Origin of the sequence: Phytopseudomonas argentinensis (assembly GCF_900113905.1) — a bacterium.
Classification (GTDB): domain Bacteria; phylum Pseudomonadota; class Gammaproteobacteria; order Pseudomonadales; family Pseudomonadaceae; genus Aquipseudomonas; species Aquipseudomonas argentinensis.
This window is the reverse complement of record NZ_FORC01000002.1, coordinates 698,660-721,193: the sequence shown is the minus strand read 5'-3', so window position 1 is coordinate 721,193 and position 22,534 is coordinate 698,660. Positions and strand designations below refer to the sequence as shown.

Annotated in this window: 19 protein-coding genes; 5 read left to right on the top strand and 14 right to left on the bottom strand. The window is 61.5% G+C overall.

Translation table 11 applies throughout. The features are described 5' to 3' along the window. Positions 1–27: 27 nt before the first annotated feature. Entirely contained in the window at positions 28–843 is an 816-nt protein-coding gene (locus BM154_RS11820) for a carbon-nitrogen hydrolase family protein (RefSeq protein ID WP_074883678.1), read from the bottom strand. A gap of 139 nt (positions 844–982) precedes the next feature. Between BM154_RS11820 and BM154_RS11815 the strand changes: the two genes are divergently transcribed. Continuing rightward, positions 983–1,765, top strand: a complete 783-nt coding sequence (locus tag BM154_RS11815) for a helix-turn-helix transcriptional regulator (protein WP_074883674.1) — start codon at positions 983–985, stop codon at positions 1,763–1,765. 24 nt (positions 1,766–1,789) lie between these two features. On the opposite strand, the gene BM154_RS11810 is transcribed toward BM154_RS11815, so the two are convergent. Then, positions 1,790–2,008 (bottom strand): hypothetical protein, encoded by a 219-nt coding sequence (locus tag BM154_RS11810; protein ID WP_074883671.1) that lies wholly within the window; start codon positions 2,006–2,008, stop codon positions 1,790–1,792. Between the two features lie 193 nt (positions 2,009–2,201). Between BM154_RS11810 and BM154_RS11805 the strand changes: the two genes are divergently transcribed. Next, positions 2,202–2,423 carry a hypothetical protein gene (locus tag BM154_RS11805; RefSeq protein ID WP_074883669.1) on the top strand — a complete coding sequence of 74 codons (222 nt, stop codon included), beginning with the start codon at positions 2,202–2,204 and terminating at the stop codon, positions 2,421–2,423. An 11-nt stretch (positions 2,424–2,434) separates the two neighbouring features. On the opposite strand, the gene BM154_RS11800 is transcribed toward BM154_RS11805, so the two are convergent. Beyond that, positions 2,435–2,884, bottom strand: coding sequence for a hypothetical protein (locus BM154_RS11800; RefSeq protein ID WP_074883667.1), 450 nt, complete (start codon positions 2,882–2,884; stop codon positions 2,435–2,437). Between the two features lie 241 nt (positions 2,885–3,125). Here BM154_RS11800 and BM154_RS11795 point away from each other — a divergent pair, with 241 nt between their 5' ends. Continuing rightward, positions 3,126–3,368 carry a DUF7660 family protein gene (locus tag BM154_RS11795; protein WP_074883664.1) on the top strand — a complete coding sequence of 81 codons (243 nt, stop codon included), beginning with the start codon at positions 3,126–3,128 and terminating at the stop codon, positions 3,366–3,368. Between the two features lie 238 nt (positions 3,369–3,606). Here the strand turns inward: BM154_RS11795 and BM154_RS11790 are convergent, their stop codons facing one another. Then, positions 3,607–5,295 (bottom strand): 2-isopropylmalate synthase, encoded by a 1,689-nt coding sequence (locus BM154_RS11790; protein WP_074883661.1) that lies wholly within the window; start codon positions 5,293–5,295, stop codon positions 3,607–3,609. Positions 5,296–5,600: 305 nt separating this feature from the next. On the opposite strand from BM154_RS11790, the gene BM154_RS11785 reads away from it, so the two are divergent. Next, the gene (locus BM154_RS11785; RefSeq protein WP_074883658.1) at positions 5,601–6,365 is read left to right on the top strand and encodes an AraC family transcriptional regulator; all 765 of its coding nucleotides are present in this window, start codon (positions 5,601–5,603) and stop codon (positions 6,363–6,365) included. 251 nt (positions 6,366–6,616) lie between these two features. Here BM154_RS11785 and BM154_RS11780 read toward each other — a convergent pair whose 3' ends face one another. The 5 genes from BM154_RS11780 to BM154_RS11760 all read right to left on the bottom strand — a co-directional run bounded on the left by BM154_RS11780 (position 6,617) and on the right by BM154_RS11760 (position 14,519). Next, positions 6,617–9,040 (bottom strand): TonB-dependent siderophore receptor, encoded by a 2,424-nt coding sequence (locus tag BM154_RS11780; protein ID WP_074883655.1) that lies wholly within the window; start codon positions 9,038–9,040, stop codon positions 6,617–6,619. A 91-nt stretch (positions 9,041–9,131) separates the two neighbouring features. Further along, positions 9,132–10,052 carry a FecR family protein gene (locus BM154_RS11775; protein ID WP_074883652.1) on the bottom strand — a complete coding sequence of 307 codons (921 nt, stop codon included), beginning with the start codon at positions 10,050–10,052 and terminating at the stop codon, positions 9,132–9,134. 2 nt (positions 10,053–10,054) lie between these two features. After that, a complete protein-coding gene (locus tag BM154_RS11770) occupies positions 10,055–10,570 on the bottom strand; it encodes an RNA polymerase sigma factor (RefSeq protein ID WP_074883649.1) in 516 nt (171 codons plus the stop codon). A gap of 371 nt (positions 10,571–10,941) precedes the next feature. After that, positions 10,942–13,875 carry a PAS domain-containing hybrid sensor histidine kinase/response regulator gene (locus tag BM154_RS11765; RefSeq protein WP_083414578.1) on the bottom strand — a complete coding sequence of 978 codons (2,934 nt, stop codon included), beginning with the start codon at positions 13,873–13,875 and terminating at the stop codon, positions 10,942–10,944. Positions 13,876–14,099: 224 nt separating this feature from the next. Next, positions 14,100–14,519: a RidA family protein gene (locus tag BM154_RS11760; RefSeq protein WP_074883642.1), complete on the bottom strand. Its 420-nt coding sequence runs from the start codon at positions 14,517–14,519 to the stop codon at positions 14,100–14,102. Positions 14,520–14,578: 59 nt separating this feature from the next. Here BM154_RS11760 and soxR point away from each other — a divergent pair, with 59 nt between their 5' ends. Then, positions 14,579–14,980, top strand: a complete 402-nt coding sequence (soxR, locus tag BM154_RS11755) for a redox-sensitive transcriptional activator SoxR (protein ID WP_083414542.1) — start codon at positions 14,579–14,581, stop codon at positions 14,978–14,980. A 123-nt stretch (positions 14,981–15,103) separates the two neighbouring features. Here the strand turns inward: soxR and BM154_RS11750 are convergent, their stop codons facing one another. The 5 genes from BM154_RS11750 to BM154_RS11730 form a co-directional block, all read right to left on the bottom strand. Then, on the bottom strand, positions 15,104–15,688 hold the full coding sequence (locus BM154_RS11750) for a DUF1349 domain-containing protein (protein WP_074883637.1): 585 nt from the start codon (positions 15,686–15,688) through the stop codon (positions 15,104–15,106). 309 nt (positions 15,689–15,997) lie between these two features. Beyond that, positions 15,998–16,768, bottom strand: coding sequence for an SDR family NAD(P)-dependent oxidoreductase (locus BM154_RS11745; RefSeq protein WP_074883631.1), 771 nt, complete (start codon positions 16,766–16,768; stop codon positions 15,998–16,000). A gap of 195 nt (positions 16,769–16,963) precedes the next feature. Continuing rightward, on the bottom strand, positions 16,964–17,959 hold the full coding sequence (locus BM154_RS11740) for a diguanylate cyclase domain-containing protein (RefSeq protein WP_074883628.1): 996 nt from the start codon (positions 17,957–17,959) through the stop codon (positions 16,964–16,966). A 4-nt stretch (positions 17,960–17,963) separates the two neighbouring features. Further along, positions 17,964–22,046, bottom strand: a complete 4,083-nt coding sequence (locus tag BM154_RS11735; RefSeq protein ID WP_244157142.1) for a CHASE domain-containing hybrid sensor histidine kinase/response regulator — start codon at positions 22,044–22,046, stop codon at positions 17,964–17,966. Positions 22,047–22,157: 111 nt separating this feature from the next. Next, entirely contained in the window at positions 22,158–22,451 is a 294-nt protein-coding gene (locus BM154_RS11730; protein ID WP_167364681.1) for a hypothetical protein, read from the bottom strand. Positions 22,452–22,534: the final 83 nt, after the last annotated feature.

Below are 22,534 nucleotides of genomic sequence, written 5' to 3'. Positions count from 1 at the left end.
GCGCTTCTGTGGCGCCCGGCAGGTCAATCAGGGGATCAGCAGCTCACGCAGGCCATTGGTGTGGTCGACGCGCTCGCCTGGCAGCGGCATGCGCCGCTCTTCCAGGTAGCGGTAATCACGGCGCGCCTCGGCGAGGCGCTGGAAGTCCAGCGCGATGCTCTGCCGGCACGGCTCGCGGCCGGCCTCCAGCAGCAGGCTGCCGTTGGGGTCGACCACGGCGCTGCCGCCGGCGAACACCAGGCCACCGTCGCCCTCGCCCACCCGGTTGCTCATCACCGCATAGGCCTGGTTCTCCATGGCCCGGGCCATGATCGCGGTGCGGTGCGTCGGCCCGTAGGGATCCATGTTGCCGTTGGTGACGATCAGCAGCTCGGCGCCCAACTCGCCCAGGGCCCGGGCGCTCTCCGGGAACTCGATGTCGAAGCACACCAGCAGGCCGACGCGCACGCCATCGAGCAGCGTCGTGGCGTAGCGGTCGCCTGGGGTGAACACGCCACGATCCGAGGCCCACAGGTGGGTCTTGCGGTACTTGAGCAGGATGTTCGTCCCGTCCATCAGCACCGTGGTGTTGTAGAAGCTGCCGCCGTCGTTTTCGGCAATGCCGATGGCCACCGCCAGCCCACGCGCTGCAGCGGCCCGGCCGATGGCGGTCAGGCTCGGGCCATCCAGGGGCTCGGCCAGCGCGGCGATGTTGTCCACGGTCGGGAAGCCGGTCAGGTAGGTTTCCGGGAACACCAGCAGGCGTGTACCCACCTGGCACGAGGCGATGGCCTCCAGGGCCTGGGCGAGGTTGTGGGCGGTATCACCGTCACGACCGGTGAGCTGAGCGAGTTCGACTTGCATGACGGGGCTCCGTTCTTGTTGTTGCATGACGCAGAGGGCACACACAGAATGCCGGGACCCATCCGCCTGGGTTCGAGTATGGAGGCTGAGCTGCACAGGCGAAATCACGCACGCGGGGTAACCCCACAGGGGTAGACAGATGACCATGACCTTGCACGACATCGCCTTCCACCGCAGCGTGGCCGAGCTCATCGAGGCCCTGGAAAGCCCGCACTTCTGGCGCACCCTGGCCCGCGCGCTGGCCCAGTACGTGCACCACGACAGCTGGGTGGCGTTGATCTTCAGCGAAGGCCGCCCCCAGGTGCTGGCCGAAAGCCCCGGCAACGATGGCGCGCCGGACCTGCTTTTCCAGGACTACCTGCACGGCCTGTACCTGCTCGACCCCTTCTATATCGCCAGCCGCGAGACCTCGCGTGAAGGATTGGTGCGCCTGGGCGACATCGCCCCGGAATGCTTCGAGCAGACCGACTACTACCAGCGCTACTTCAGCCTCAACGTGGTGGCCGACGAGGTGCAGTTCAACGTCGCCCTGCCCGGCGCGCGCACCCTGTGCCTGTCCCTGGGTTCGCGGCAACGCTTCCTGCCGGAGCAGATCGCCCTGCTGTCGCTGGTTCAGCCCTGGGTCGCGGCGCTGATGCGCCAGCGCCTGAAGATCGAACCGGAGCCCAGCGAGCCCGCCGCCGCGCCGCCCTGGCAGGAGCGCCTGGAGCAGATGGCCCAACAGGTGGAAACGGCGCTGACCGGCCGTGAACTGGAAGTGGTGCGCCTGATGCTCAGCGGCCATTCCAGCAAGGAGGTGGCTCGCAAGCTGGCTATCTCGTCGGAGACCGTGAAGGTGCACCGCAAGCACGTCTACAGCAAGCTGGGCATCAAGTCGCAGTCGGAGCTGTTCGCCTTGTTCCTGCAGGCCCAGCGCGGCTGACCACGCCAGGCTGCAGGGCTGCAATCAAAGGTGGCGCAAAGAGCTGTCCGACGGGATGCTGCCCGGTACCACCACCATCAGGCAGGCCGGCAGCTTGCTGCGCAGGCTCTTGGGCATTTCCACCGTGAAGGCCACACGCCAGTGGCTGCCCTCCTGGATGGAGTCGAGTCGGTAGCTGCCCACTTCGTCTTCGGACAGGCCCAGGTAATCAGCCAATTGGCGATTGGTAGGTTTGGCGCTCATAGATAACCCTTTCCATGGATTTCAACAGGCACTCAAGGACGATAAGTCGCCACTGTCTCGCGGCGTTGGATGTAGCGTGGCTCACGTTTGCGCAGTGCGCAAAAAAAACCGGAACCAATTGCAACAGCCTCTCTCGGATTTAGATCGCGTTCACATTTTCTGTGCCTGCACCCCTCTCACGGAAGACATAACAATGCATCTGAGCGACCACCCCACCCAGAACCTGTCCGCCGACATTCTCAAATGCTTGCCCGTCGGCATGGCCCCTCGCCTCGAGGCGCTGGTGGCCGCGCAGAACTCGACCATCACCGACGAGATCATCCGCGCCATCGAAGCGCACCTGTGCAAGCAGTCCAAAGCCAACATCCTAGCCATCGCCCGCGAAGCCAACGTGCTGATCCAACGCGAAGCCTAGTCAGCACCGTTTCAGTCGTTTGGCTCGACGCGCTGCACCACGACCTCCTGCTGGGTGTACATGTCCGTCAGCACCACTTCGCCTTCGCCGAAATCCGGGGTGATCATCACCGAGCGGATCAGCCGCACCGTCTGCCCTTCGCGAGCCTGAACATTCTCGAATGCCACCACGATCGACTTGTTGCGCCAGTGCCCGATATCGAAGCCGCCGGCGGCGATGAACTGCCCGATATCACGCTGATCGTTGAAGGCCGACGCCGGCAAGATAAGCGGCCGATCCTCAAGGAACACTTCGAAGTACTGGTGGCTGCCCGCCGGAAAGTTACGCACGAACACATGCTCGATACGCCAGTGATAAACCGAATTTTCGTAAACCACTTTGCGCTCGATGGGCTTGCCGGTGCAGGCGGTGAGCAATGGCAGGAGCACGGCGCCGAGGCACAGACCGAGTTTACCCAGCATTAGGCGCAACCCCCGGCATTCGAACCGCCCCAAGCGCTGGCCTGCGCACACCCTGCTGGAGATCGGTTGATCGATCTGGATAGGGCTGCGAAAACCCTTCGGCCAAGACTCTTCATATCACTTCCTTACGTTGAAGCACGCCATTCTACCCACCTGGCCAGGCTGCGTACGCCAGCTAACCTGTTCGCTGCGCAAGCCAACCACTACCATTGCCCACTTCTGCTGATTCGAGACCAACAACATGGAGCTTCACGAGCGTTTGGGCGCCGTCAGGGACTCGGCAAGCTTCCTGGAATTCGCGCGCGCACTGGCACGGGACCACGCCACCAGCAGCGACTGGGAAAACACCACGCCAGGAGCGTTTCTGGAAGGTGCAATTGCCTGGGCGCAAGACAGCGACTTCGGCCTGAGCCAGGGGCTGGCATCGTCCAATCCCTGGCAGCAGTTCGCGGTTTTTCTATATTGCGGGAAGCTTTATGAGTGACACCTGCCGACAGGCATCGGGGATGCTCGATGGCAGTCTTGCTTCGTCAATACCCCGGTAAGCGCAGCAGGCCATAAGACCCTCATCGCCTGAATCCACGCCGCCCCGGATCCACGCGTTGCGCGCGGGCAGCGGCGCCTTGCCGAGCGAGGGCTGCTGATCGCCCAGGGCGGCGGCGGGCACTTTGCAGTGCCCGCCTTTGCTGCCAAAGGCCTTTGTTGGTCAGCGACAGTGCGCCCTAGCTCGACCTTTGCAGCAGCTGGGCAGGGCCGTGTTCGAAACGGGACACCGCGACCAGCAACGCCTGGATCGAGGCGACAACGATGTTCGCGTGGCTGCCCGCACCGAAGCGCGAGCCGGCCTCGCCCGGCCAGGCCACCTCGACCAGCGCCAAAGCGTCAGCGGCAGCACCGCCACCCAGGCTGCGCTCCTCGTAGCTATCGATTCGGATGGGCAGGCCAAGCGCCGCCACGGCGGCGTCGATGGGACCGGTACCGATGCCCTGCAGCTTCTGCCGACTGCCGTTGGGCAGCTCGATCTCCAGCATCACCCCCTGGCCAGCCTCGTCTTCGAACAGCTGGTGGCCGAGGTAAACCAGTTCTCCACCGGCACGAGCGGGTGCCAGGTAATGGCGCTGGAACAATTCCCAGAGCTCGGTGCTGGCCAATTCCGTTTCGCTGCTGTCCGCCATTTTCTGCACGATGGCGCTGAACTCCACCTGCATCCGCCGCGGCATCGACACGCCGTGGTCACGCTGCAGCAGGTAAGCGATGCCGCCTTTGCCAGACTGACTGTTGACCCGCACGATACTGTCATAGGTACGCCCCAGGTCTTTCGGGTCGATCGGCAAATAAGGCACTTCCCAGAAACCCTCCGGGTCCTGGGCAGCGAAACCTTTGGCAATGGCATCCTGATGTGAGCCGGAGAAGGCGGTGAACACCAGGTCGCCGACATAGGGATGGCGCGGATGGATAGGCAGCCCCGTGCAGGTCTCGGCCACCCGCGCCACGCCGGCGATGTCAGAGAAATCCAGACGCGGGTCGACGCCCTGGGTATAGAGATTCAACGCCAGGGTGACCAGGTCGAGATTGCCGCTGCGCTCGCCATTGCCGAACAGGCAGCCTTCCACCCGCTGGGCGCCGGCCAGCAGGGCCTGCTCGGCGCAGGCCACGCCGGTGCCACGGTCGTTGTGTGGATGAACCGAGAGCACCACGTGCTCTCGGCGCTCCAGGCGCTCATGCATCCATTCGATCTGGTCGGCAAAGACATTGGGCGTCGCCACTTCCACCGTGGTCGGCAGGTTGATGATGATCTGCCGACCGGGGCCGGCGTCCCAGGTGCGGATGGCGGCGTTGCACATGCGCAACGACACCTCCAGCTCGGCCATGCAGAAGGTCTCCGGGGAGTACTGCAGCACCCACTCTGTTTGCGGGTGCGCCGCCACCTTGTCCTTGAGCAATTGCACGTGACGCACCACCAGCTGCTCCACCTCGTCCACCGACAGGCCGAACACTACCTGCCGCCACACCGGCGCGATGGCGTTGTACAGGTGCACGATCACCCGCCGCGCGCCAGCGACGGCGCGCACGGTCTCGTCGATCAGATCCTCGCGCAGCTGGGTCATGACCATGGGCGTGACGTCATCGGGTATGCCGCCCTCATCGATCAACTGGCGGATGATCTCGAAATCGGTGCGCGAGGCGGCCGGGAAGCCCATCTCGATCTCCTTGAAACCCAGGCGCACCAGCTCGCCGAACAGGTGCAGCTTACGCTGCCGATTCATCGGCTCGAACAGCGCCTGGTTACCATCGCGCAGGTCGGTGGACAACCACACCGGCGCCTGGGCGATACGGCGCGACGGCCAGCGGCGGTTGGGCAGGTCGATACAGGGAAAGGCACGGTACTTGGTTTGTGGATTGCGCAGCATGGGGCGAACCTCGAACGAAAGACGGACGTTGCCGACCTCCCCTGCCCGCGATGGCGAGCTGTTCAAGACCGGGATCTGGGGGAGATCGCAAGTCGACGCCACACACGCGGCGACAGACCCCGGCCGAGGCTCAGGGCTAGTAGCGTTAGCGAGGGCAGCAGAAGGTTCATGGCGCCATTCCGGTAAGACAGATGGCCAGCATAGGCGGCCAACGAGCTGACCACTCACGACAAATGGTCCACCGTTGTCGCCAAATGGTCATTAATGCCGCTAAGCTGGCGGGCCGCACATCCCGGAACCCGCCCATGGTCGACCACAGCCACCTGCCGGATGAATCCCTGGTCATGCCGGTTACCGGCGTCTCGGTCGACTACGCCAGTGGCCATCAGGTACCTGCACACAGCCATCCGTACGCGCAATTGATCTATGCCATCTCCGGGGTGCTGCTGGTCGAAACGGCGGCCGGCCGCTGGGTCATACCGCCGACCCGTGGCGTGTGGGTGCAGGCAGGCGTCGAGCATTCCCTGGGCATACGCGGCAAAGCCTGCATGCGCAGCCTGTTCGTCAACCCGGAGGCTGTCGACGGCCTGCCCACGGGCAACTGCGTGATCGATGTATCGCCCTTACTGCGCGAGCTCATCCTGGCAGCGACCCAGGTGCCCGCGACCTACAGCGCGGACAGCCGGAACGGCCGCTTGATGCGTTTGTTGCTCGATGAATTGCGCAGCCTGCCCGTGCTGCCCTTCCACCTGCCCTGGCCGGAAGACGAGCGCATCGCCCGCGTCTGCCTGGCCTTGGCACGGAACCCGGCGCAGGCCGATGGCGCCGAACATTGGGCAACCCAGCTGGCCATGAGCCCGAAAACCTTTCATCGACGCTTTCTCAGCAGCACCGGCATCACCTTCGGCCGCTGGCGCCAACAGGCGCGCCTGCTGCTCTCGCTCGAAGCATTGGCCGAAGGCCAGCCGGTGCTGCAAGTGGCCTTGCAGCATGGCTACGAGAGCCAAAGCGCCTTTGCCGCAGCATTCCGACGGCAGTTCGGCGTTGCGCCTTCGAGCTTCTACAAATGAAGCGGACATCGGCCAAGGGCAAGCGAAGCCAGGCCGCGGCTTTCGCCAGAAGGGCGAGGTGTCACCTTAGTCCGCCCCGCATGAGCACTGCCCTGTAGGTTGAGCTGGCTTTCGATTAGGTCGGAGCAGGCATGTCTTAGCTACCTCAGGCAAAACTCTCTGCTGAAACTCAAGTGCGCTTGCAGCAGAGCTACTCCTACAGAGTCGTGAAGGCTCTAGGTTAACAGCCGGACGTTGCAGCAAGCCATGATTCAGAACCGATACTCCATACTGGTCATGACGTTTCGCGGCTCGCCATATACCACCCAGCTGTCGGCATAGCCGTAGTATTTTTTGTCGAGCACGTTGTTGAGGTTCAGTTTCACGCTCAAGTCGCGCGTTACGTCGTAGCGGGTCATCAGGTTGACCACGGCGAAACTGCCTTGGGTGAAGGTGTGTAGGTCCTGGCCATATTTGCTCTGCCAGTTCACCCCGCCACCGACGGTCAGCTTGCTCAGTGCACCTGGTAGGCGGTAGCTGGTGAAGGTCTTGATACTGTGACGCGGAATGTTCGTCACGATGCGCCGCTCGTCCTGATCGGTGCTGACGCTATAAGCGTAGCCGGCCATTGCCTGCCAGCCTTGCGCCAGCTCTCCATCCAACGAAAGCTCGATACCCTCGGTGGTCGTGCCCTGTTCGAGGGTGTAGATATCCGGGTCTCGCAGGTACACCGCCAGGTTGTCCTGCTCGATCTTGAACAATGCCAGGCTGGCGTTGAGCTTGTCGTCGTTGAAGCTGCCCTTCACCCCCAACTCGTAGCCCACGCCTTCTTGCGGGTCGAGCGCCTTGTTGTTGGTGTCTTTCATGCCGTACTGCTGCGGATTGAAGATCTTGGTGTAGCTTCCGTAGAGCGACCAGGTGTCGTTCAAGTCGTAGACCAGGCCTGCATAGGGTAAGAAGATACCGTGCCGGTTCTGGCTGTCCTTGCGGTTATCGCCGCTGTAACCAATGGTCTCGTTCTCACGCTTCCAGTCGGTTACCCGGCTGCCAAGGATCAGGTGGGTGTTGTCGGTAACGTGAAAGCGCGAGGTCAGGAAAGCTGCGTACTGGTTTTCGTCGATCAGGCTTTTGCCCACCGGGGTGGTGTCGGGCCGTGGACCGCTGCCATCCCAGGTGAAGAAGTTGTCGATGGTGCCGTCATAGCCGGTCCACGGTCCGTACCAGCCGCCACGCTCCGGAGTGTGCTCGCGGTAACGCGAGAACGTGGTGCCAACGATCAATTCATGCTCGCGGCCAAACAGGCTGAATGGGCCGGTGACGTATGCATCTAGAGTGTCCTGGCGCGGGGTTCCGGTCCAACGGTTGGGGTACAGGTAGGCGCCCTCGCCGGTCTGCTGGTCGATGCTGCCGTTGAGGTAACTGGTAAGTTGATCGAAGGAGTTCTGCGTGTGGCTCAGTTCGACCTTGGCGCTCCAGCCATTGTCGAAAGTGTGCTCGACGGAGCCAAACAGGTTGGTCACTTTACGGTCGTAGTAGGCCCAATCAGGAGAGCTGTTGGTAGAGCGCGAGAAGTCGGTCTTCCGGCCGTTGCTGAAATACGCGGGAAAACCCGCTCGTAGCGGTGCGTTGGTATGCGTATTGGCGTAGCTGAAACCCAGGGTGAGCAAGGTCGACTCGGTCAGGTCGAACTCGGTAATGCCATACACCAGCGCGGCATCGGAGGACATCCGATCGACCCAGTACTTCTGATCCTTGTAGTCCAACACCAGGCGCCCGCGCACATTGCCTGCTTCGGTCAGCGGCCCCGATACATCGACCCCCAGGCCATAGCGATCCCAGCTGCCAGCTTCGGCACTGACACTGGCCTGCGGCTCGAAGGTGGGCCGCTTGCGAATCAGGTTGATGGTCGCCGAGGGCGTACCGGTGCCACTGATCAACCCGGTGGCGCCGCGCACGATTTCGACCCGATCGTACATCGCCGTGTAATGGGTGGAGTTGTCGATCCGTGAGGAGGTCGGAACACCATCGATCTCGAAGTTGTTGATCTGGAAGCCACGCGACCAATAGGTGTTGTTCTCGGCGCTGATGCTGGTGTGCGAGGCGGTGATTCCGGGGGTCTGCTCCAGCACCTCATTGAGGGTGGTGAGCTTCTGGTCGTCCAGACGCTGGCGGGTCATTACCGTCAACGCTTGTGGGGTTTCCTTCAACGACAGGTTCAGGCGTGTCGAACTGCTTGAGGAATAGGTGGTGTAAAGCCCGGTACCCTCGGTGGTCGAGCCCGGCGCCTTGCCAGAAATGCTCAGGGCGTCTAGCTGCAGACTATTGCCTGCCGTAGCTGGAAGGATGATGACGAAGCTGCTGGCGTTGGGCTGGCTCAACTGCGCAGCACTTGCACTGAGCAACCCGCGGATAGCCTCACCAGCGCTGTACGTCCCCTGGACCGTCACAGAGGATTGGCCACTGAGTTCGCTGGCGTTGTAGATAACTTGGTAGCCACTTTGCGCACTGAAGGCATCTAGCGCGTCAGCCAAGGGCTGAGCTGGAATGTCAAAATCCAATCGAACCTGCTCGGCTACCTCGGGGCCAGCATCTGCCGCCTTCACGGTTAATGAAGGCAGTGTTGAAAGCAGACCCATTATCAGCACGACGTTGGCCAGCGGACGGCGCTTGGAAATGCAATTGCGTTGGTGCTGCATGTGTACTCCCCGGAAAATAAGAATGAAAATATTTCTTATGTGGAGTGAGACGCAGCAGAAACGAAATTCCCCCCGGGGCGACAGAGAAAATTTAGTGGATGATCAACCAGTGCCCCATCAGCGTGTGCGCCTGCAACTGGCGATTGCTGACCAGCGCATCGAGGGCACTGCCAGCGCGATCCAGATTGAAGCTGCCGCTCACCGGCTGCCGGCCGACCTTTTCATCGAGCAACACCAAGCGCTTGCCCTGGTACTCGGCCAGTTGCCGCAGCACGTCCTTGAGGGGGGCTTCGCGCACCTGCAGCAGGCCCGAGCGCCAGGCCAGCAAGCGCTCGGCATCCACCGCCTGGGGTGCTTGAACCTGCTGGTCCAGCACCACTAACCGCTGCCCAGGGGTGAGCAATTGCTGTTGTAGGGGGGTCCTGACCTGCACCCGGCCACTGAGCAATACCACTTCATCGCCCACCGCCGATCGACTTACCGAAAAGCGCGTGCCCAAAACTTCGACCTTCGCCTGATCGACCTGGACCACGAACGGCCGGCCGTCCCGTACCACATCGGCAAATACGCGCCCCTCGCGCAGCCACACCCTGCGCATCGGGCCCTGCAGATCCACATCCACCGCGCTGGCGCTGTCCAGCCACAGGCGGGTGCCGTCGCCGAGTAGCACCTCCCGGCGCTCGCCTGCCGCCGTAACGTAATCGCTGCCCAGGCCTTGCAACCTCGGCGCGGAAATCCAGGCCACGCCCGCAGCCATTACCAGACAGGCAACGGCCGCGAGGCGGCGCCATGGTCTTCTGCGCGAGCGCTCCGCCTTGCGTACCCGCTGCGCAGGTAGTTCCAGGGTTCGCCACAAGTGCTCCACTTCGGCGTAAGCCTGGGCGTTTTGCGGCAGCTGGATCCAGGCTTCGAATGCCTCACGCTCGGCGCTATCAAGCCTTTCGTCGCGCAAGCGGGTGAACCAGTCCAGAGCCTGCTGCTGGGAGACGGAGTTCTCGGAAGAATTAGTCATGGCTAATCGGTCTTGCTACGTGCATACAGCGCCGCCGCCGCGCAGTGACTGAGGGCTTTGTTCAGATGCCGCTCGACAGCGCGCTCGCTGATGCCAAGCCGTGCGGCGATTTCCTTGTAGCCCATCTGATCCACCCGAGCCAGCAGAAACACTTCGCGGGTGGGCGATGGCAGGCCATCAATCAACCGCTCCAGATACGCCAGCGTGCTACCTGCCACCGCACTGCGCTCCGGAGTCGCCTCGGTCAGCAACTCGTCCAGCGCCTGCTCGTCACTTACCCCGCGCACTTGGCTACGTCGGGCGTGATCGATGCTCAGATTGGTAGCAATGCGGTAAAGGAACGCGCGCGCATTCCCTACTTCGCCATGCTCGGTATGCAGCAGACGAACGAAGGTGTCCTGAAGCAGGTCCCGGGCAGTTTCGCGGCAGCGCACCTTGCGGGTCAGAAACGCCAGCAATTCGTTGCGATGACGCTGGTAGAGCAGCGAAAGACTGCGGGCTTGCTGCTCATCGGACATGGGCTGACGTGGCGACTGAGATGGAGGCCCGCGATGCTAACGCTGTTGAGAACCGTTCACAAGCATAGACCGAGATCACGTCAGCCCGAGGCAGGCGTTTGACCTGTAGGCTCTACGGGATCCGCGAGGTCGGCAGCCAACAACTCACATCATTGAACTCGCTCAAAGGTCCACACATGACGGGCTCGTTGACCGGTGGACCGCGAACTGGCGGCCAGCACGACCGGGCCTGTTTTTTTGAGGAAAGCAGGCGACAGTTTTGCAGCCGACTTCAGAGGTCTGGCAGCTTCTGAAAGCATTGGGTGAGTAAAAGCGCGATCCCCCGCCCCCGGGGCTGCTCAACCTATAACCGATCGCGCTCTGGTTCGGACCTACTCCGCAGCCATCAACTCCTGAACCCTCGTCGTGAGTGCATCCACGGAGAACGGCTTTGTGATGACCTGCATGCCTGGCTGCAGATGCCCGTCACCGACGGCGGCATTTGCCGCATAGCCTGTTATGAACAGCGTCTTCAGGCCGGGGCGAAGTTCTCTGCCGGCATCGGCCATCTGCCGGCCGTTCATACCGCCTGGAAGCCCCACATCGCTGATCAGCAGATCGATATGCACATCGGAGCGCAGCACCTTGAGACCCGCTACGCTATCGGCTGCTTCGATGACCGAATAGCCACGCTCACTCAGCGCCTCGACCAAAAGCATGCGGATCGTCGGCTCGTCATCGACGACCAGTATGGTTTCCCCGCGTTCCGACAGCTCCACCGCATTGGAGTAGAGCTCTTCGCGCTCCGCATCCACGCTGCCGAAGTATCGGGGCAGATAGAGGGTCAGGGTCGTCCCGACGCCCACCTCGGAGTGGATACGTGCCTGTCCACCTGACTGTTTGGCGAAACCATAGATCATCGACAAGCCGAGCCCGGTGCCGTGCCCTATCGGTTTGGTGGTGAAAAATGGGTCAAAGGCCTTGGCGATGACATCCGGTGCCATGCCGAAACCCGTGTCCGTGACACTTAGGGCAAGGTACTGCCCCTCAGTGAGGTCGTGCGCACGAGCAACTTCACGATCGAGCCAGCGATTGGCCGTTTCGATGGTTATCCGGCCGCCGTCCGGCATTGCGTCCCGTGCGTTGATACACAGGTTGAGCAGCGCGTTCTCAAGTTGGCTGGCGTCGACCTTCACCGGCCAGAGCTCAGAGGCTCCGAGGGTTTCGAGCGTGATGCTCGGCCCTACCGTACGTTGTATGAGTTCGGTCATGCCCAGCAGCAACGCATTCACGTCGGTGGGGCGCGGGTCGAGCGTCTGCCGGCGCGAAAATGCCAGGAGTCGATGTGTCAGTGCAGCGGCGCGCCTGGAGGCTCCCTGAGCGGTCAGGATGTACTTTTCCAGCTCGCCCAGGCGGCCTTGTGCGATACGTAAGCCCATCATTTCCAGCGAACCGGAAATGCCTGCCAACAGGTTGTTGAAGTCATGGGCCAGGCCACCCGTGAGCTGTCCAACCGCTTCCATTTTCTGCGACTGGCGCAATTTCTCCTCGGCCTGCATCAGGTCGGCGGTACGCTCTGCAACGCGTTGTTCCAGGGTGTCGTTGAGCGCTCTCAACGCCGCGGTCGCGCGGTCTCGCTCATCCATCAGCGCCCGACGCTCCTCGACGTCAATCAGCACGCCTGGGAAGTTCTGCGCGGTGCCATCGGCGCCGAGTTCGACACGCCCATTGGCCTCGATCCAGTAATAGCGTTCATCCGTACGCTTGACCCGGTACTGATGGGAGAAAGCGCCGCCACGGGCAATCACGTCGTCGATGGAGGCGATGACCCCCTCTCGGTCGTCCGGGTGCACCGTAGCGATGATTTGCTCGAGGCTCAGCCCCTTGAATCCGAGTGCCGGATCGAGCCCGAAGGCTTCGGCAAATGCCTTGTCCACCGTAAAGCGGTCGGTTGGTACGTGCCAATGCCAGGTGCCGATGATCGCCCCCGCCGCCAAGGCGAGTTGGACACGTTCGATATTCTCGTGGGCAAGCGCCTCGCTGGCCATTAGCCGCTCCTGAGCGTTGCGCCTCGCGGTCACGTCATTGAAAAAGACGCCGATCTGTCTCTCGGCGGGGTCACCCACCGGGACAGCCCTGACATCAAACCAGCGCTCGAACGTATTGGCATAGCTTTCAAAGGCCAGCGGCTCGCGTGTCTTGGCGACATGCCCGTAGGTGTCGAACCAGAACTGCTCCAGCTCGGGCGCATATTCGGTTACCCACTTGTCACGCAAGTCGACCCCGGCCTCACGTTCGAACGCCGGATTGACCTCGATGAATCGATAATCTACGGGACGATCCTCAGCATCGAACTTCACTTCGACGATGGCGAACGCCGTCTCGATGGTCTCGACGATGGTTCTGAAGCGCTCTTCGCTCTTGCGCAGCGCCGTTTCCGATTTGCGTCGCGAGGTCAGGTCGAGCATCGCCCCGATCAGACGCAAGGCCTTGCCGTCAGCGCCGCGAATCACGTGGCCACGGTCCAGCACCTCGGCGTAGGAGCCGTCACTGCGCTGAAAGCGGTACTCATCACTCCAGGCACTGCCGTCGCCATCGATGACGGCGTGGATGGAGTTGTAGATGCGTTGCTTGTCCTCTGGATGTATGTGCTGCAGCCACCAGTCGCCGGTGGACTCCGACGTCGCCAACGAATGGCCATAAGCATCAGCGAGCGCATCGTTCCAGAGAACCTGATTGGCCGTCAGATCCCAATCCCAGATAGCATCATTGGTGGCTTTGGCCGCCAGTCGATAACGCTCCTTGGTTTCTTCCATGGCGCGGCTATCGAGGTGTTCCTTCGTACGATCCCGCAGAATCGTCATGAACCCAAGATGGGCATGCTTTTCCGAGTAAAGCGGCATCGTCTCGCAGGAGACCCAGATCGACTGACCGTCCTTGCGCAGGTGCCAACGCTCGTTTGAGGCATAGCCGAACTCGATCGCGTGCTGCATCTCAGCGTCGACACGGCCATCTTCTTGAGCTTGAGCGGTATAAATCCGCGCCACGCTCTGGCCGAACATTTCCTCGGCACTCCAGCCGGTCAAATGCACGGCGGCTGAGTTCCAGCCGGTAATGGTGCCGGTCAGGTCAGTCAGAATGATCGCGAAGTCGACAGCGCTGTCGAAGACGGCTCTCTGACGTGCCGTGTCCTGACCTGGGGCTGCCTGGTCCGCCAAGCGACGACGTTCATCAGAAGATACAGGCGCTACGCCCGCCCGCCTAAGGGCCGCACGCAGGCACTCGATCTCGGATTCGAGTTCCTCTCGAGTAAGGCTTTTCAGAATTTGGCCCTCACTAGCGCCACAGGCGCGACACCTCAATCCAATCACCAGCCCATCATAAGATTGGCCGCATGCACCAGCCAGCATTATCGCCGATAGGCCGCCAGTAGAGGCAGCTGTCGGCCAGAAGCCGACGCCCAGGCAAGATACAGCTGTGGTTTGAAAGTGCTGCCGGCACGCTGATGAGTAGGCCAGCTCATGTGGAAGCGAGATGGCCAGGGCCGGTGTCACAGCGCCGCGATTGCCTCGATCTCAACATGCATGCCTTCAAGCGCAAGGCGCGGCACTGGAATTAGCGTGCAGGCAGGTTTCATCTGGTCACCCCAGGCGCGATCAGCTTCCGCCACCCAAGCCCGCAGCTTCTCTTCGGAATGATCGACGATCAGTAGCGTCAGCTTGAAAACGTTTTGCAAGCCTGCGCCTTGGGAGGCTAATGCCGACTGCACATTCGCAAGCGCTTGCCTTGCCTGCTCGGAGAACGATGCCGATAAGGTACCGTTGCGATCCTCGCCGCCTTGGCCGGCAACAAATACCAGTCGGGCACCGCCGTTTACCTGGGCCAGATGGGAATATCCATTGGTCGTGGGATCGTAAAGCGCATCAGGATTGGATAGTTGGAATGCCGGTTGGGACGTTAACACGTTCATGTATCGCTCCTAAGGTTGGGGCGGCTAGTATCCAACCTCAAGTTAAGTTGAGGTCAAGCATGTCCCAACCGAGGAGTCGAATAGCCCTACTCACACCTGCAGAGGTCGCTGAGCAGTGCAAGATCAACGTGTCGGCGCTTCATTTCTACGAAGCGAAAGGTCTGATCAGTGCGTACCGCAGCGCTGGCAATCAGCGTCGGTATCAGAAGGATGTATTGCGGCGGATTGCAATCATCAAGATCGCCCAGCAAATCGGCATATCGCTGAATGAGATAGCCGAGCGTTTCGCTGCTCTGCCGGCAAACCGTACCCCCACCGCAGCGGACTGGAGCGTGCTTTCGCAGCACTGGCAATCTGACCTGGATAGTCGAATCGACTCGCTGATGGTGCTTAGAAACAAGCTGGACTCATGCATCGATTGTGGATGCCTCTCCTTGAGCAACTGCCCGCTAAGAACCTAGCCGGCGGGCTCCATGCAGGCCCGTTATCCAGCGGTGGGCGGCCAAAGAAGGCCGCTTGCGGGAGATCACAGTGGCCATCTTGATGGCTGTCATGCCAAGCCGAGCTCGTGGCAGATCGCGCGCTCAAGTCAGGTCGTGAAGGTCTTTGGTGATGGCCGGGTTAATTTCAAATTCCGAGAAGCGCACAACGAGCCCGCTTCGTTCCGGCGTGCAGGCAGTAGGTCCAACCTGGTAAGTATCTACGACCGGGAAGTGGGCCAGCCGCAGAAGTGGCCAGAAGCGTGCGTCACGGGACGCTTGAATGCGCATCGCACCCTTGGAAAGCGTGACGCGGATGTAAAAATCCTCCAACTCCTTGAAAGGCTGTGAGACCGACCAATCCGACTTGCCGTCGGTGACGACCGTGCTCAGAAACGCCTGCCCATCGGTGTACTCGACCCCGGTCTTTACCCAGCGCTTCTCGTCGATACGCACCATCAGGCCAGCCTGGTCGTACAAGGAGCGGAATTGGCCCTGAACGCGGATTTTCGCCGTGAAACCGTCGGCGGTGGTAACACCCAGGAAATGCCCCGTGTCGCGGATAAACCCATAATGGGTCTCTCGCCAAAAATCCGTTTGTCGATCGGTTGTCAGCGTCAGGCTGTGTTCGCAGGCCTCTGCGGTGGCGGGAGCATTCAGCCATTGTCCATTTCTGAAATCGATATCCATTCGGGCACTCCAGGCATTCATGATTGGGGGCGTTGATAACGTCCGCGCGAAGAAGCGATCTGCATGCCGGGCTAAAGTCGGCCGAACCCTGCACTTCAGTCAAGACCCGCTGCCGACATACCTCTCGTGGAGGCTGCAAGAACGGCGACTGGGTATGACTGCCCGAGCCGGCAGACCGGCAGGCACGAGCAAGTGACGCAGGCCCCGTTGCCCCTACCCTTGATCCCCTCCCCCCGGCAGCTGGCGATCGCTGTCGCCCAAGTGGACCGGGACGGCCGATAGCCATATTCGGCCTTGCCATGCGGTGGCTCACCAGACAATCGGCTTGTTGTCCCAGGCCCAGAAGGTACCGCTGTCGTCGGGGCCATGTGCGCCGACCAGCTCGATAAGGCGATCCGCCGAGAATGCCGGTTCGAATAGCTGTCCTTCAGGCACCTTGGCCTGGAATGGCTTGGACAGGTCCGTGTCTGTCGTGCCTGGGTGTAGCGCCAGGACGGTCGCGGCCGGATTCAGGCGCCTCAACTCGATACTCGCGGTGTGCAGCAGTTGGTTGAGCGCCGCCTTGCTGGCCCTGTAGCTGTACCAGCCGCCCAATCGGTTATCGCCGATGGAGCCGACCCTCGCCGAAAGCGCCGCGAAGGTAGTCGGTTGTCTACGCAACAATGGCAGCAGGTGCTTGAGCAGCAGGATAGGTGCAAAGGTATTGGTCGCGAAGCTTGCTTGCAGGCTCGCCAGCGTCAGCTGCGACAGGCCCTTTTCAGCTTTTGCGCCGTCCTGATGAAGAATGCCCAGCGCACTGATGACCAGGTGCAGATGCTCGCATCCTGCAAGCCTCTCGCTCACCAGCGTTTCAAGGGATCGCTCATCGCGCAGGTCGCAGTCGACCCGCTTCAGGCGCTGGCCATATTGCTCGGCGAGCCTTGCCAACTCCGGAGAGGTGCCAGCGTTGCGCGCTAGCGCCCATACCTGAGCCACATCATCGCGAGCGAGCAATGCCGCGCACAGTGCCAGGCCGATACCTCGGCTGGCTCCGCCTATCAGCACCTGGGCTGCGCCGTTCAATCCGGGTATCAAACTCATTACGCACCTTGAAGAGCATGGCTAAGGTAGTTTTGACTTCAGAGCAGGACACGGCGTTCAGGTGCAGGGAGCGCGTCGGCCCACAGAGCTCTAGAACACCCAGGCTCCTCTCACGATGGCAAATCGTGGATACCCCTCGGCGCAGGCACCGACTTCACCCCAAGCCTCGCGAGAGATGGCGCGAGCAGCGGTAGCTCAGTTGCCTCCCGTGACGGGGCCGACTTTTTCGGCGCTTCTTGCCTCTATCGCCTCGAAACGGCTGCTGTTACGCCCGGCTTGTTTCGCGGCATACAGCGCCTTGTCCGCCACACAGAGCAACTCGCTGGCACTGAACTTCAAGCCCGGCGGGTTAGCTGACGCATTTTCCAGCAGGCTCCAACCGCCGCTGTCCGCGTCGAAACTCGCCGCGCCCACTGAAACGGTGACGATGCCCAGCTCGCTTGCAGCATGGGGTATGTTCAAGGCACGTACGCTTTCGATGATTTTCGTGGCCACCTGACATGCTCCATCGCGCGTGGTTTCCGGTAGCACAATGACGAACTCCTCTCCGCCGTATCGGGCGGCCAGATCCATGGGGCGCTCTGCGCAACCCGCAAGCGCCCGTGCAACCGCGATCAGGCATTCATCGCCCATGAGATGACCATAGTGATCGTTGTAGCGCTTGAAGAAATCGATATCGAGCAGCAAGAGGGAAAACGCACGTTGAGTGCGCAACACCGACTGCCATTCACGGGCGATCGTCTGATCCAGTGCACGCCGATTGGCCAGGCCCGTCATGCCATCGGTCTGCGCCTGGCGATTCAACCTGTCCATTGCCAATTTGAGATAGAGATGGGTTTTGACGCGCGCGGCCACGATGGCCGGACGGATTGGCTTGCCGATGAAATCCACGGCCCCGAGCGCCAGGCCCTCCTCCTCCCTATCGGTTTCGGTATGGGCAGTGACGAAGATCACCGGAATGTTGCTGGTCGACGGGTCCTCTTTGAGGATGCGACATACCTCGAAGCCGCTGATGCCTGGCATCTCCGCGTCCAGCAGTATCAGGTCAGGCTTCTGGTCGCGCGCCAGTTCGACGGCGGCGTCACCCTGAGTGGCAAAAAAGATCCGGCCCAGCCCCGCGATAGCCTTGCTGAGGGTACGGACGGCCGAAACATCATCGTCAACAATCAATATGGTCGCAGCATGTTCCATAGCTTTATGCCTCCTTGGCCTCGGGGCTGACCCGCTCCAGCAACACCAGCGCCAACTCGTAATCCAGATTGTCGATGGCCTGCCACAACTCGGCCACCTGGGTTTCCCCCGTCATGTCGCGGATGGCGACGGCAGCACGTGCGAAGGTGTCCAGTGCAGCCATGTCGCGGTTGCGCAATTGCTCCCTGAGTTCGGCGAGTGCCTGCGGGGCCTGGCGTTGATCGGCATCGTCCGCCGGTACCGAGGGGGTCGTTTCGCGAAACACGCGGGTATGCCCATCCAGCTCGGCATAGGCGGCCAGCAGCGACTCAAGCCCAGGCCTCATTGCAGCATCGGCAGCGCCATCGCGCAGCAATTGCTCTGCCTGTGCCGCCTGGCTGGCGAGGTGCCTGGCCCCCAGCAGCGCCGCAGTACCGCGCAGCTTGTGCAACCGCGGCGCTAATTCTCGGGACAAGCGTGACAACACACCCTGGTCGCTGAATTCCACGAAGTCCGCGAAGAAGCGCTTGAGCGAAGACTGAAACAGCGACTGGTCATAGCCCAATCGATGGGCGACATCCTCGGCGTCGATTCCCGGGATACGGGGCCAATCCTCGAGGCCGTTGTCTGGCGAGGTAAGAGGCAGCGCCGATAGCGGGCGCCCGCGTGTGCGCTCGACGGCAAGACGCAGAGCACGAATAAGGGCAGAGGGCTCCAGGGGCTTGGTCAGGAAATCATCCATTCCCGACGCCTTGGCCTGCTGACGCTCCTCGGCCATTGCGCCGGCGGTCAGGGCGAGCACCGGCAGCAGGGTCAGCCCCAGATCCTCGCGAAGCCTGCGGGTTGCTTCATAGCCATCCATTTCAGGCATCTGCACGTCCATCAGGACAGCGTCGAAATGATCGGGTAGCAGCTTGAGTCGCTCGAGGGCCTCAAGGCCATTGCTGCAGGTTTGTACCTGGGCGCCCTGCTGGGAAAGCAGCAGGCCGGCGACCTCGAGGTTGATGGCGCTGTCGTCGACCAACAGTATCTGCAGGCCATCGAGCCAGCGCGCTGCAGAGGTATCGAATTCGCTGGCCTGATTGACGCGCGCAGTATCACCATCGCGATACGCCAGGCACTCGTTGACGGCATTGAACAGGGTCACGGCATCCAGCGCACCGGGCACTACCCGCTCCCAAGGCTCACAGGCCGCATCCTGGCTCGCTGACTGCAGTGCTGGCTCGATGATCCACACCAACGGCTGTCGCGCATGGCCACAACCCTGCATCAGCTGCCGCAATACCTGCATTTCGCCAAGCGAGGCGAGCAGAATGTCCGGGACCGAGTGTGCCCGTTTTTGCGGCAGCTCCCAGAGCGCTTGCAAAGCGGCCGGGCTTTCCACCCGGGTGGTGCGCCAGCCAAGGCCTTTGACCAGTCGAATGAGCTGTTGGAGCGCCTTGGGGTCGTGATTGATCAGCCAGACATCCAGCGCCTTGTGCGAACAGGCGTGCTCGTCCGACTCGTCGACCATTTGCAGCGGTAGCTCTACGGTGAATTCGCTTCCAGCCCCCAGTTGACTGCGCACACCGACTCGCCCGCCCATCTGCTCGGCGAGACCGCGCACCACCGACAGGCCCAACCCGGTGCCACCGAATCGCCTGGTTATGGAGGCATCTGCCTGGGTAAAGGGTGAGAACAGTTGCCCGACTACGTCCTCGGCAATCCCGCAGCCAGTATCAGCGACCGCGAGGCGCAACCAGCAGGTTGCATTCTGCTGTTGATCGCAGCCCACGCTGATTTTCACACTGCCTGCCACCGTGAACTTGAGGGCATTGCCGGTCAGGTTCATGAGAATCTGATTGATGCGCAGCGCATCGCCTAGCAACAGGTTTGGCAAAGGGCCCGCCGTTTCCACGGAGAACTGCAGCCCCTTGAGCTCGGCCTGCGGCATGAACAGCTGGGCGAGGTCATCGATCAATTGGCGTGGGCTGAACGGCGCGCTTTCCAGCCTCATTTCGCCAGCTTCGATCTTGGCGATATCGAGAATGTCGTTGATGATCCCCAGCAATGAGCGCCCGGCGATCTGCAGCTTGCCAAGCAGCATGCGCTGCTGATCGTTCAACGGCGTGTTCTGCAGCAGGTGAGCCACTCCAATTACCGCGTTCATCGGCGTGCGGATTTCGTGACTCATATTGGCCAGAAACAGGCTCTTCGCTGCGTTGGCGGCTTCCGCCAAGGCTTTTGCCGCATGCAGCTGCTCACTGCTCTGTAGCCGCTCGGTTATGTCCTGGGCAATGCCCAGGTAGCCACTGAGCCCACCCGATTCGGTGCGAATCGGCGTGACGACCATCGATACGGGCACTTGCGAGCCGTCTTTGCGCACGTAGGTCCACTGGCGTGTTTCCGCACCTTGCTTGTCCGGCTTGTGCCAGAACACCCCGACACCTCGGACAGCCTCTCCAAGCTCTGCCGTGAGTTCACTCGCACGTGCGTCCATTTCGGACTGCAGGTGAAAGTCCAGGATGCTTTTGCAGCCAATGGTCTCTTCCGTGCTATAGCCAAGCAGCAGCTGCGCTCCGCGATTGAAGACGATGACTTCGCCCTGGACATCAGTGGCGATGATCGACACTTCCGAGGAGGCATCCAGTACCGTTTGCAACAGCCCCGCCACGCGGGACAGTTCGGCAGTACGCTCACCGACCTGCTGCTCCAGCTCTGCGTTGAACTCCATCAGGTAGCGCTGTACGCGTTTGCTGTCGCTGATGTCATGCATCATCTTGGCCGCCCCCAGGATGCGGCCATCGGCTTCCCTGATGAAACTGCAGGTAATGGTCACGTCGATCAGCCGGCCCGACTTGTGCAGGCGCTGGGTTTGCAGGGGGGCACCGCGATCGCCACGGCCAATTCGCTCCAGCAACTCTTCATCTTCGGCAAGGCGCCACTCGGGTACCAGCAAGGGCGCCAACGGCCTGCCGAGTACTTCTGCCTCGGTGTAGCCGAACATCAACTCTGCGGCGCGATTCCAGGTGATGATTCGACCATCGAGGGCCTCGCCAATGATTGCATCACTGGAGTCTTCCACGATGGTGGCCAAGCGCGCCTGTTCAGCGGCCACTTGCTGCTTTCGCTGGCGAGCGACCAGCAGCGTGCCGACCAGGCCGGTCAGGAGAATGCTGGCCAGCAGACCGATCAGAAAGAAGCGCCCAGGTGGCGTGGGATCCACGGCCTCGACAAACAGTGGATGTGCGCTCACCTCAAGACGCCAGAGACGACCATACACCTCGCGCTCGAATGAACGGGTGTGTAACAGCTCAGGCTCGCGGCCATCATCCTGCGTCTCGTAGATCAGTTGCTCGCCGCTGGCTGCCACATCGTAAAGCTTGAGATGCAAGCGGTGGTCAGGCAGGTCGAGGTTTCCCATTACCTCCCGCATCACCAGGGGCGCATAGGTCCAACCGATCGCCATGGCCTCGCGTTGCGCCTCGGACGGTATTTCCGGCGTGCTGTAAACCGGCAGCAGGAACAGGAAGGAACTGAGCCTTTGCCCGGAATCCTGGAGAAGCGTTATCGGTGCCGAGAGCGTGGCCTGCGCGCTGAGCATGGAGCCGACAGCAGCCGTGTGCCGTGCAGTTTCCGACGCGATATCCAGGCCTATCGCCTGCGCATTGCGCTCGATGGGGTCAATGAACTGGATGATGAAGCGTTCTCCACCATGCTTGCTGATCTGACTCAGCTTGAAGTCCGGTTGTCCGCTGCTGCGAATTTGCTCGATATAGTCAGCCTCATCCGCCAGCGCGACACGACGGATGAAGCCGAAACCGCGGGCGCCCGGGTATTCCTTGTCCAGGTTACGGCCGCGGCTGTAGCGGCGCATGAGGCTGGTGCTCACATTATTCGCACCGAGCATATTTACGGCCCCGCGCATTCCCCGAAGCCGATACTCGTATACGCGCAGCCGGGCAAAAAGATCGCGCTCGAGTTCCCTACTGGCATCCGTTAGCGCGCGCTCTACATGCATGCCGACATCCTTTTCCTGCTCACGCTCGATCAACCAACTGATCGTGATACCCACCATCAGCACCAGGGCCATCCAGAGGGTGATGCGTGCTGGGGAAAAGACTTTCATGGGCAATGGGCTCTCGCAGTATCAGGTAGCGGGCTATGGCCTGGCGTTTCAGGCATGGCCTTGAATCAATCTAGACGCTGAAGCGCGCCACCGTGCCTGGCAGATCACGCGCTAGTCCGAAAGTGCCCGGCTCGCCGAGTTGGCTTGCTCCGATCCTGCGGAGTTCTGCAGCGAGAGATCACTAATGTTCAGCAAACTACGGTCGACCTCTCGTGCCACGTGAGTTTGCTCCTCGGTGGCACTGGCGATCATCAGGTTGCGCTCGGTGATTGCCAACCGATTCGATGAGCTGTTGCAAGGCGGACCCGGCGCCCTGAGCCACATCCTGGGTCTGTTGGCGAGGTCATTGCTGCTGTCCATGGAATGAACCGCCTGGGCCGTATCCGTTTCGATATGGCCAATCATGGCCTCGACTCTACGCGTCGACTGCTCAGTCTTGTGGGCAAGCGCCCGTATTTCGTAGGCAGTGGGAATCAGCGCCGCTTGGA

Excerpts from the sequence above, each read along its gene's own strand:
- BM154_RS11820 (WP_074883678.1), bottom strand. The coding sequence starts at position 843 with ATGCAAGTCGAACTCGCTCAGCTCACCGGTCGTGACGGTGATACCGCC.
- BM154_RS11815 (WP_074883674.1), top strand. The coding sequence starts at position 983 with ATGACCATGACCTTGCACGACATCGCCTTCCACCGCAGCGTGGCCGAG.
- BM154_RS11810 (WP_074883671.1), bottom strand. The coding sequence starts at position 2,008 with ATGAGCGCCAAACCTACCAATCGCCAATTGGCTGATTACCTGGGCCTG.
- BM154_RS11805 (WP_074883669.1), top strand. The coding sequence starts at position 2,202 with ATGCATCTGAGCGACCACCCCACCCAGAACCTGTCCGCCGACATTCTC.
- BM154_RS11800 (WP_074883667.1), bottom strand. The coding sequence starts at position 2,884 with ATGCTGGGTAAACTCGGTCTGTGCCTCGGCGCCGTGCTCCTGCCATTG.
- BM154_RS11795 (WP_074883664.1), top strand. The coding sequence starts at position 3,126 with ATGGAGCTTCACGAGCGTTTGGGCGCCGTCAGGGACTCGGCAAGCTTC.
- BM154_RS11790 (WP_074883661.1), bottom strand. The coding sequence starts at position 5,295 with ATGCTGCGCAATCCACAAACCAAGTACCGTGCCTTTCCCTGTATCGAC.
- BM154_RS11785 (WP_074883658.1), top strand. The coding sequence starts at position 5,601 with ATGGTCGACCACAGCCACCTGCCGGATGAATCCCTGGTCATGCCGGTT.
- BM154_RS11780 (WP_074883655.1), bottom strand. The coding sequence starts at position 9,040 with ATGCAGCACCAACGCAATTGCATTTCCAAGCGCCGTCCGCTGGCCAAC.
- BM154_RS11775 (WP_074883652.1), bottom strand. The coding sequence starts at position 10,052 with ATGACTAATTCTTCCGAGAACTCCGTCTCCCAGCAGCAGGCTCTGGAC.
- BM154_RS11770 (WP_074883649.1), bottom strand. The coding sequence starts at position 10,570 with ATGTCCGATGAGCAGCAAGCCCGCAGTCTTTCGCTGCTCTACCAGCGT.
- BM154_RS11760 (WP_074883642.1), bottom strand. The coding sequence starts at position 14,519 with ATGAACGTGTTAACGTCCCAACCGGCATTCCAACTATCCAATCCTGAT.
- soxR (WP_083414542.1), top strand. The coding sequence starts at position 14,579 with ATGTCCCAACCGAGGAGTCGAATAGCCCTACTCACACCTGCAGAGGTC.
- BM154_RS11750 (WP_074883637.1), bottom strand. The coding sequence starts at position 15,688 with ATGGATATCGATTTCAGAAATGGACAATGGCTGAATGCTCCCGCCACC.
- BM154_RS11745 (WP_074883631.1), bottom strand. The coding sequence starts at position 16,768 with ATGAGTTTGATACCCGGATTGAACGGCGCAGCCCAGGTGCTGATAGGC.
- BM154_RS11740 (WP_074883628.1), bottom strand. The coding sequence starts at position 17,959 with ATGGAACATGCTGCGACCATATTGATTGTTGACGATGATGTTTCGGCC.
- BM154_RS11735 (WP_244157142.1), bottom strand. The coding sequence starts at position 22,046 with ATGAAAGTCTTTTCCCCAGCACGCATCACCCTCTGGATGGCCCTGGTG.
- BM154_RS11730 (WP_167364681.1), bottom strand. The coding sequence starts at position 22,451 with ATGATTGGCCATATCGAAACGGATACGGCCCAGGCGGTTCATTCCATG.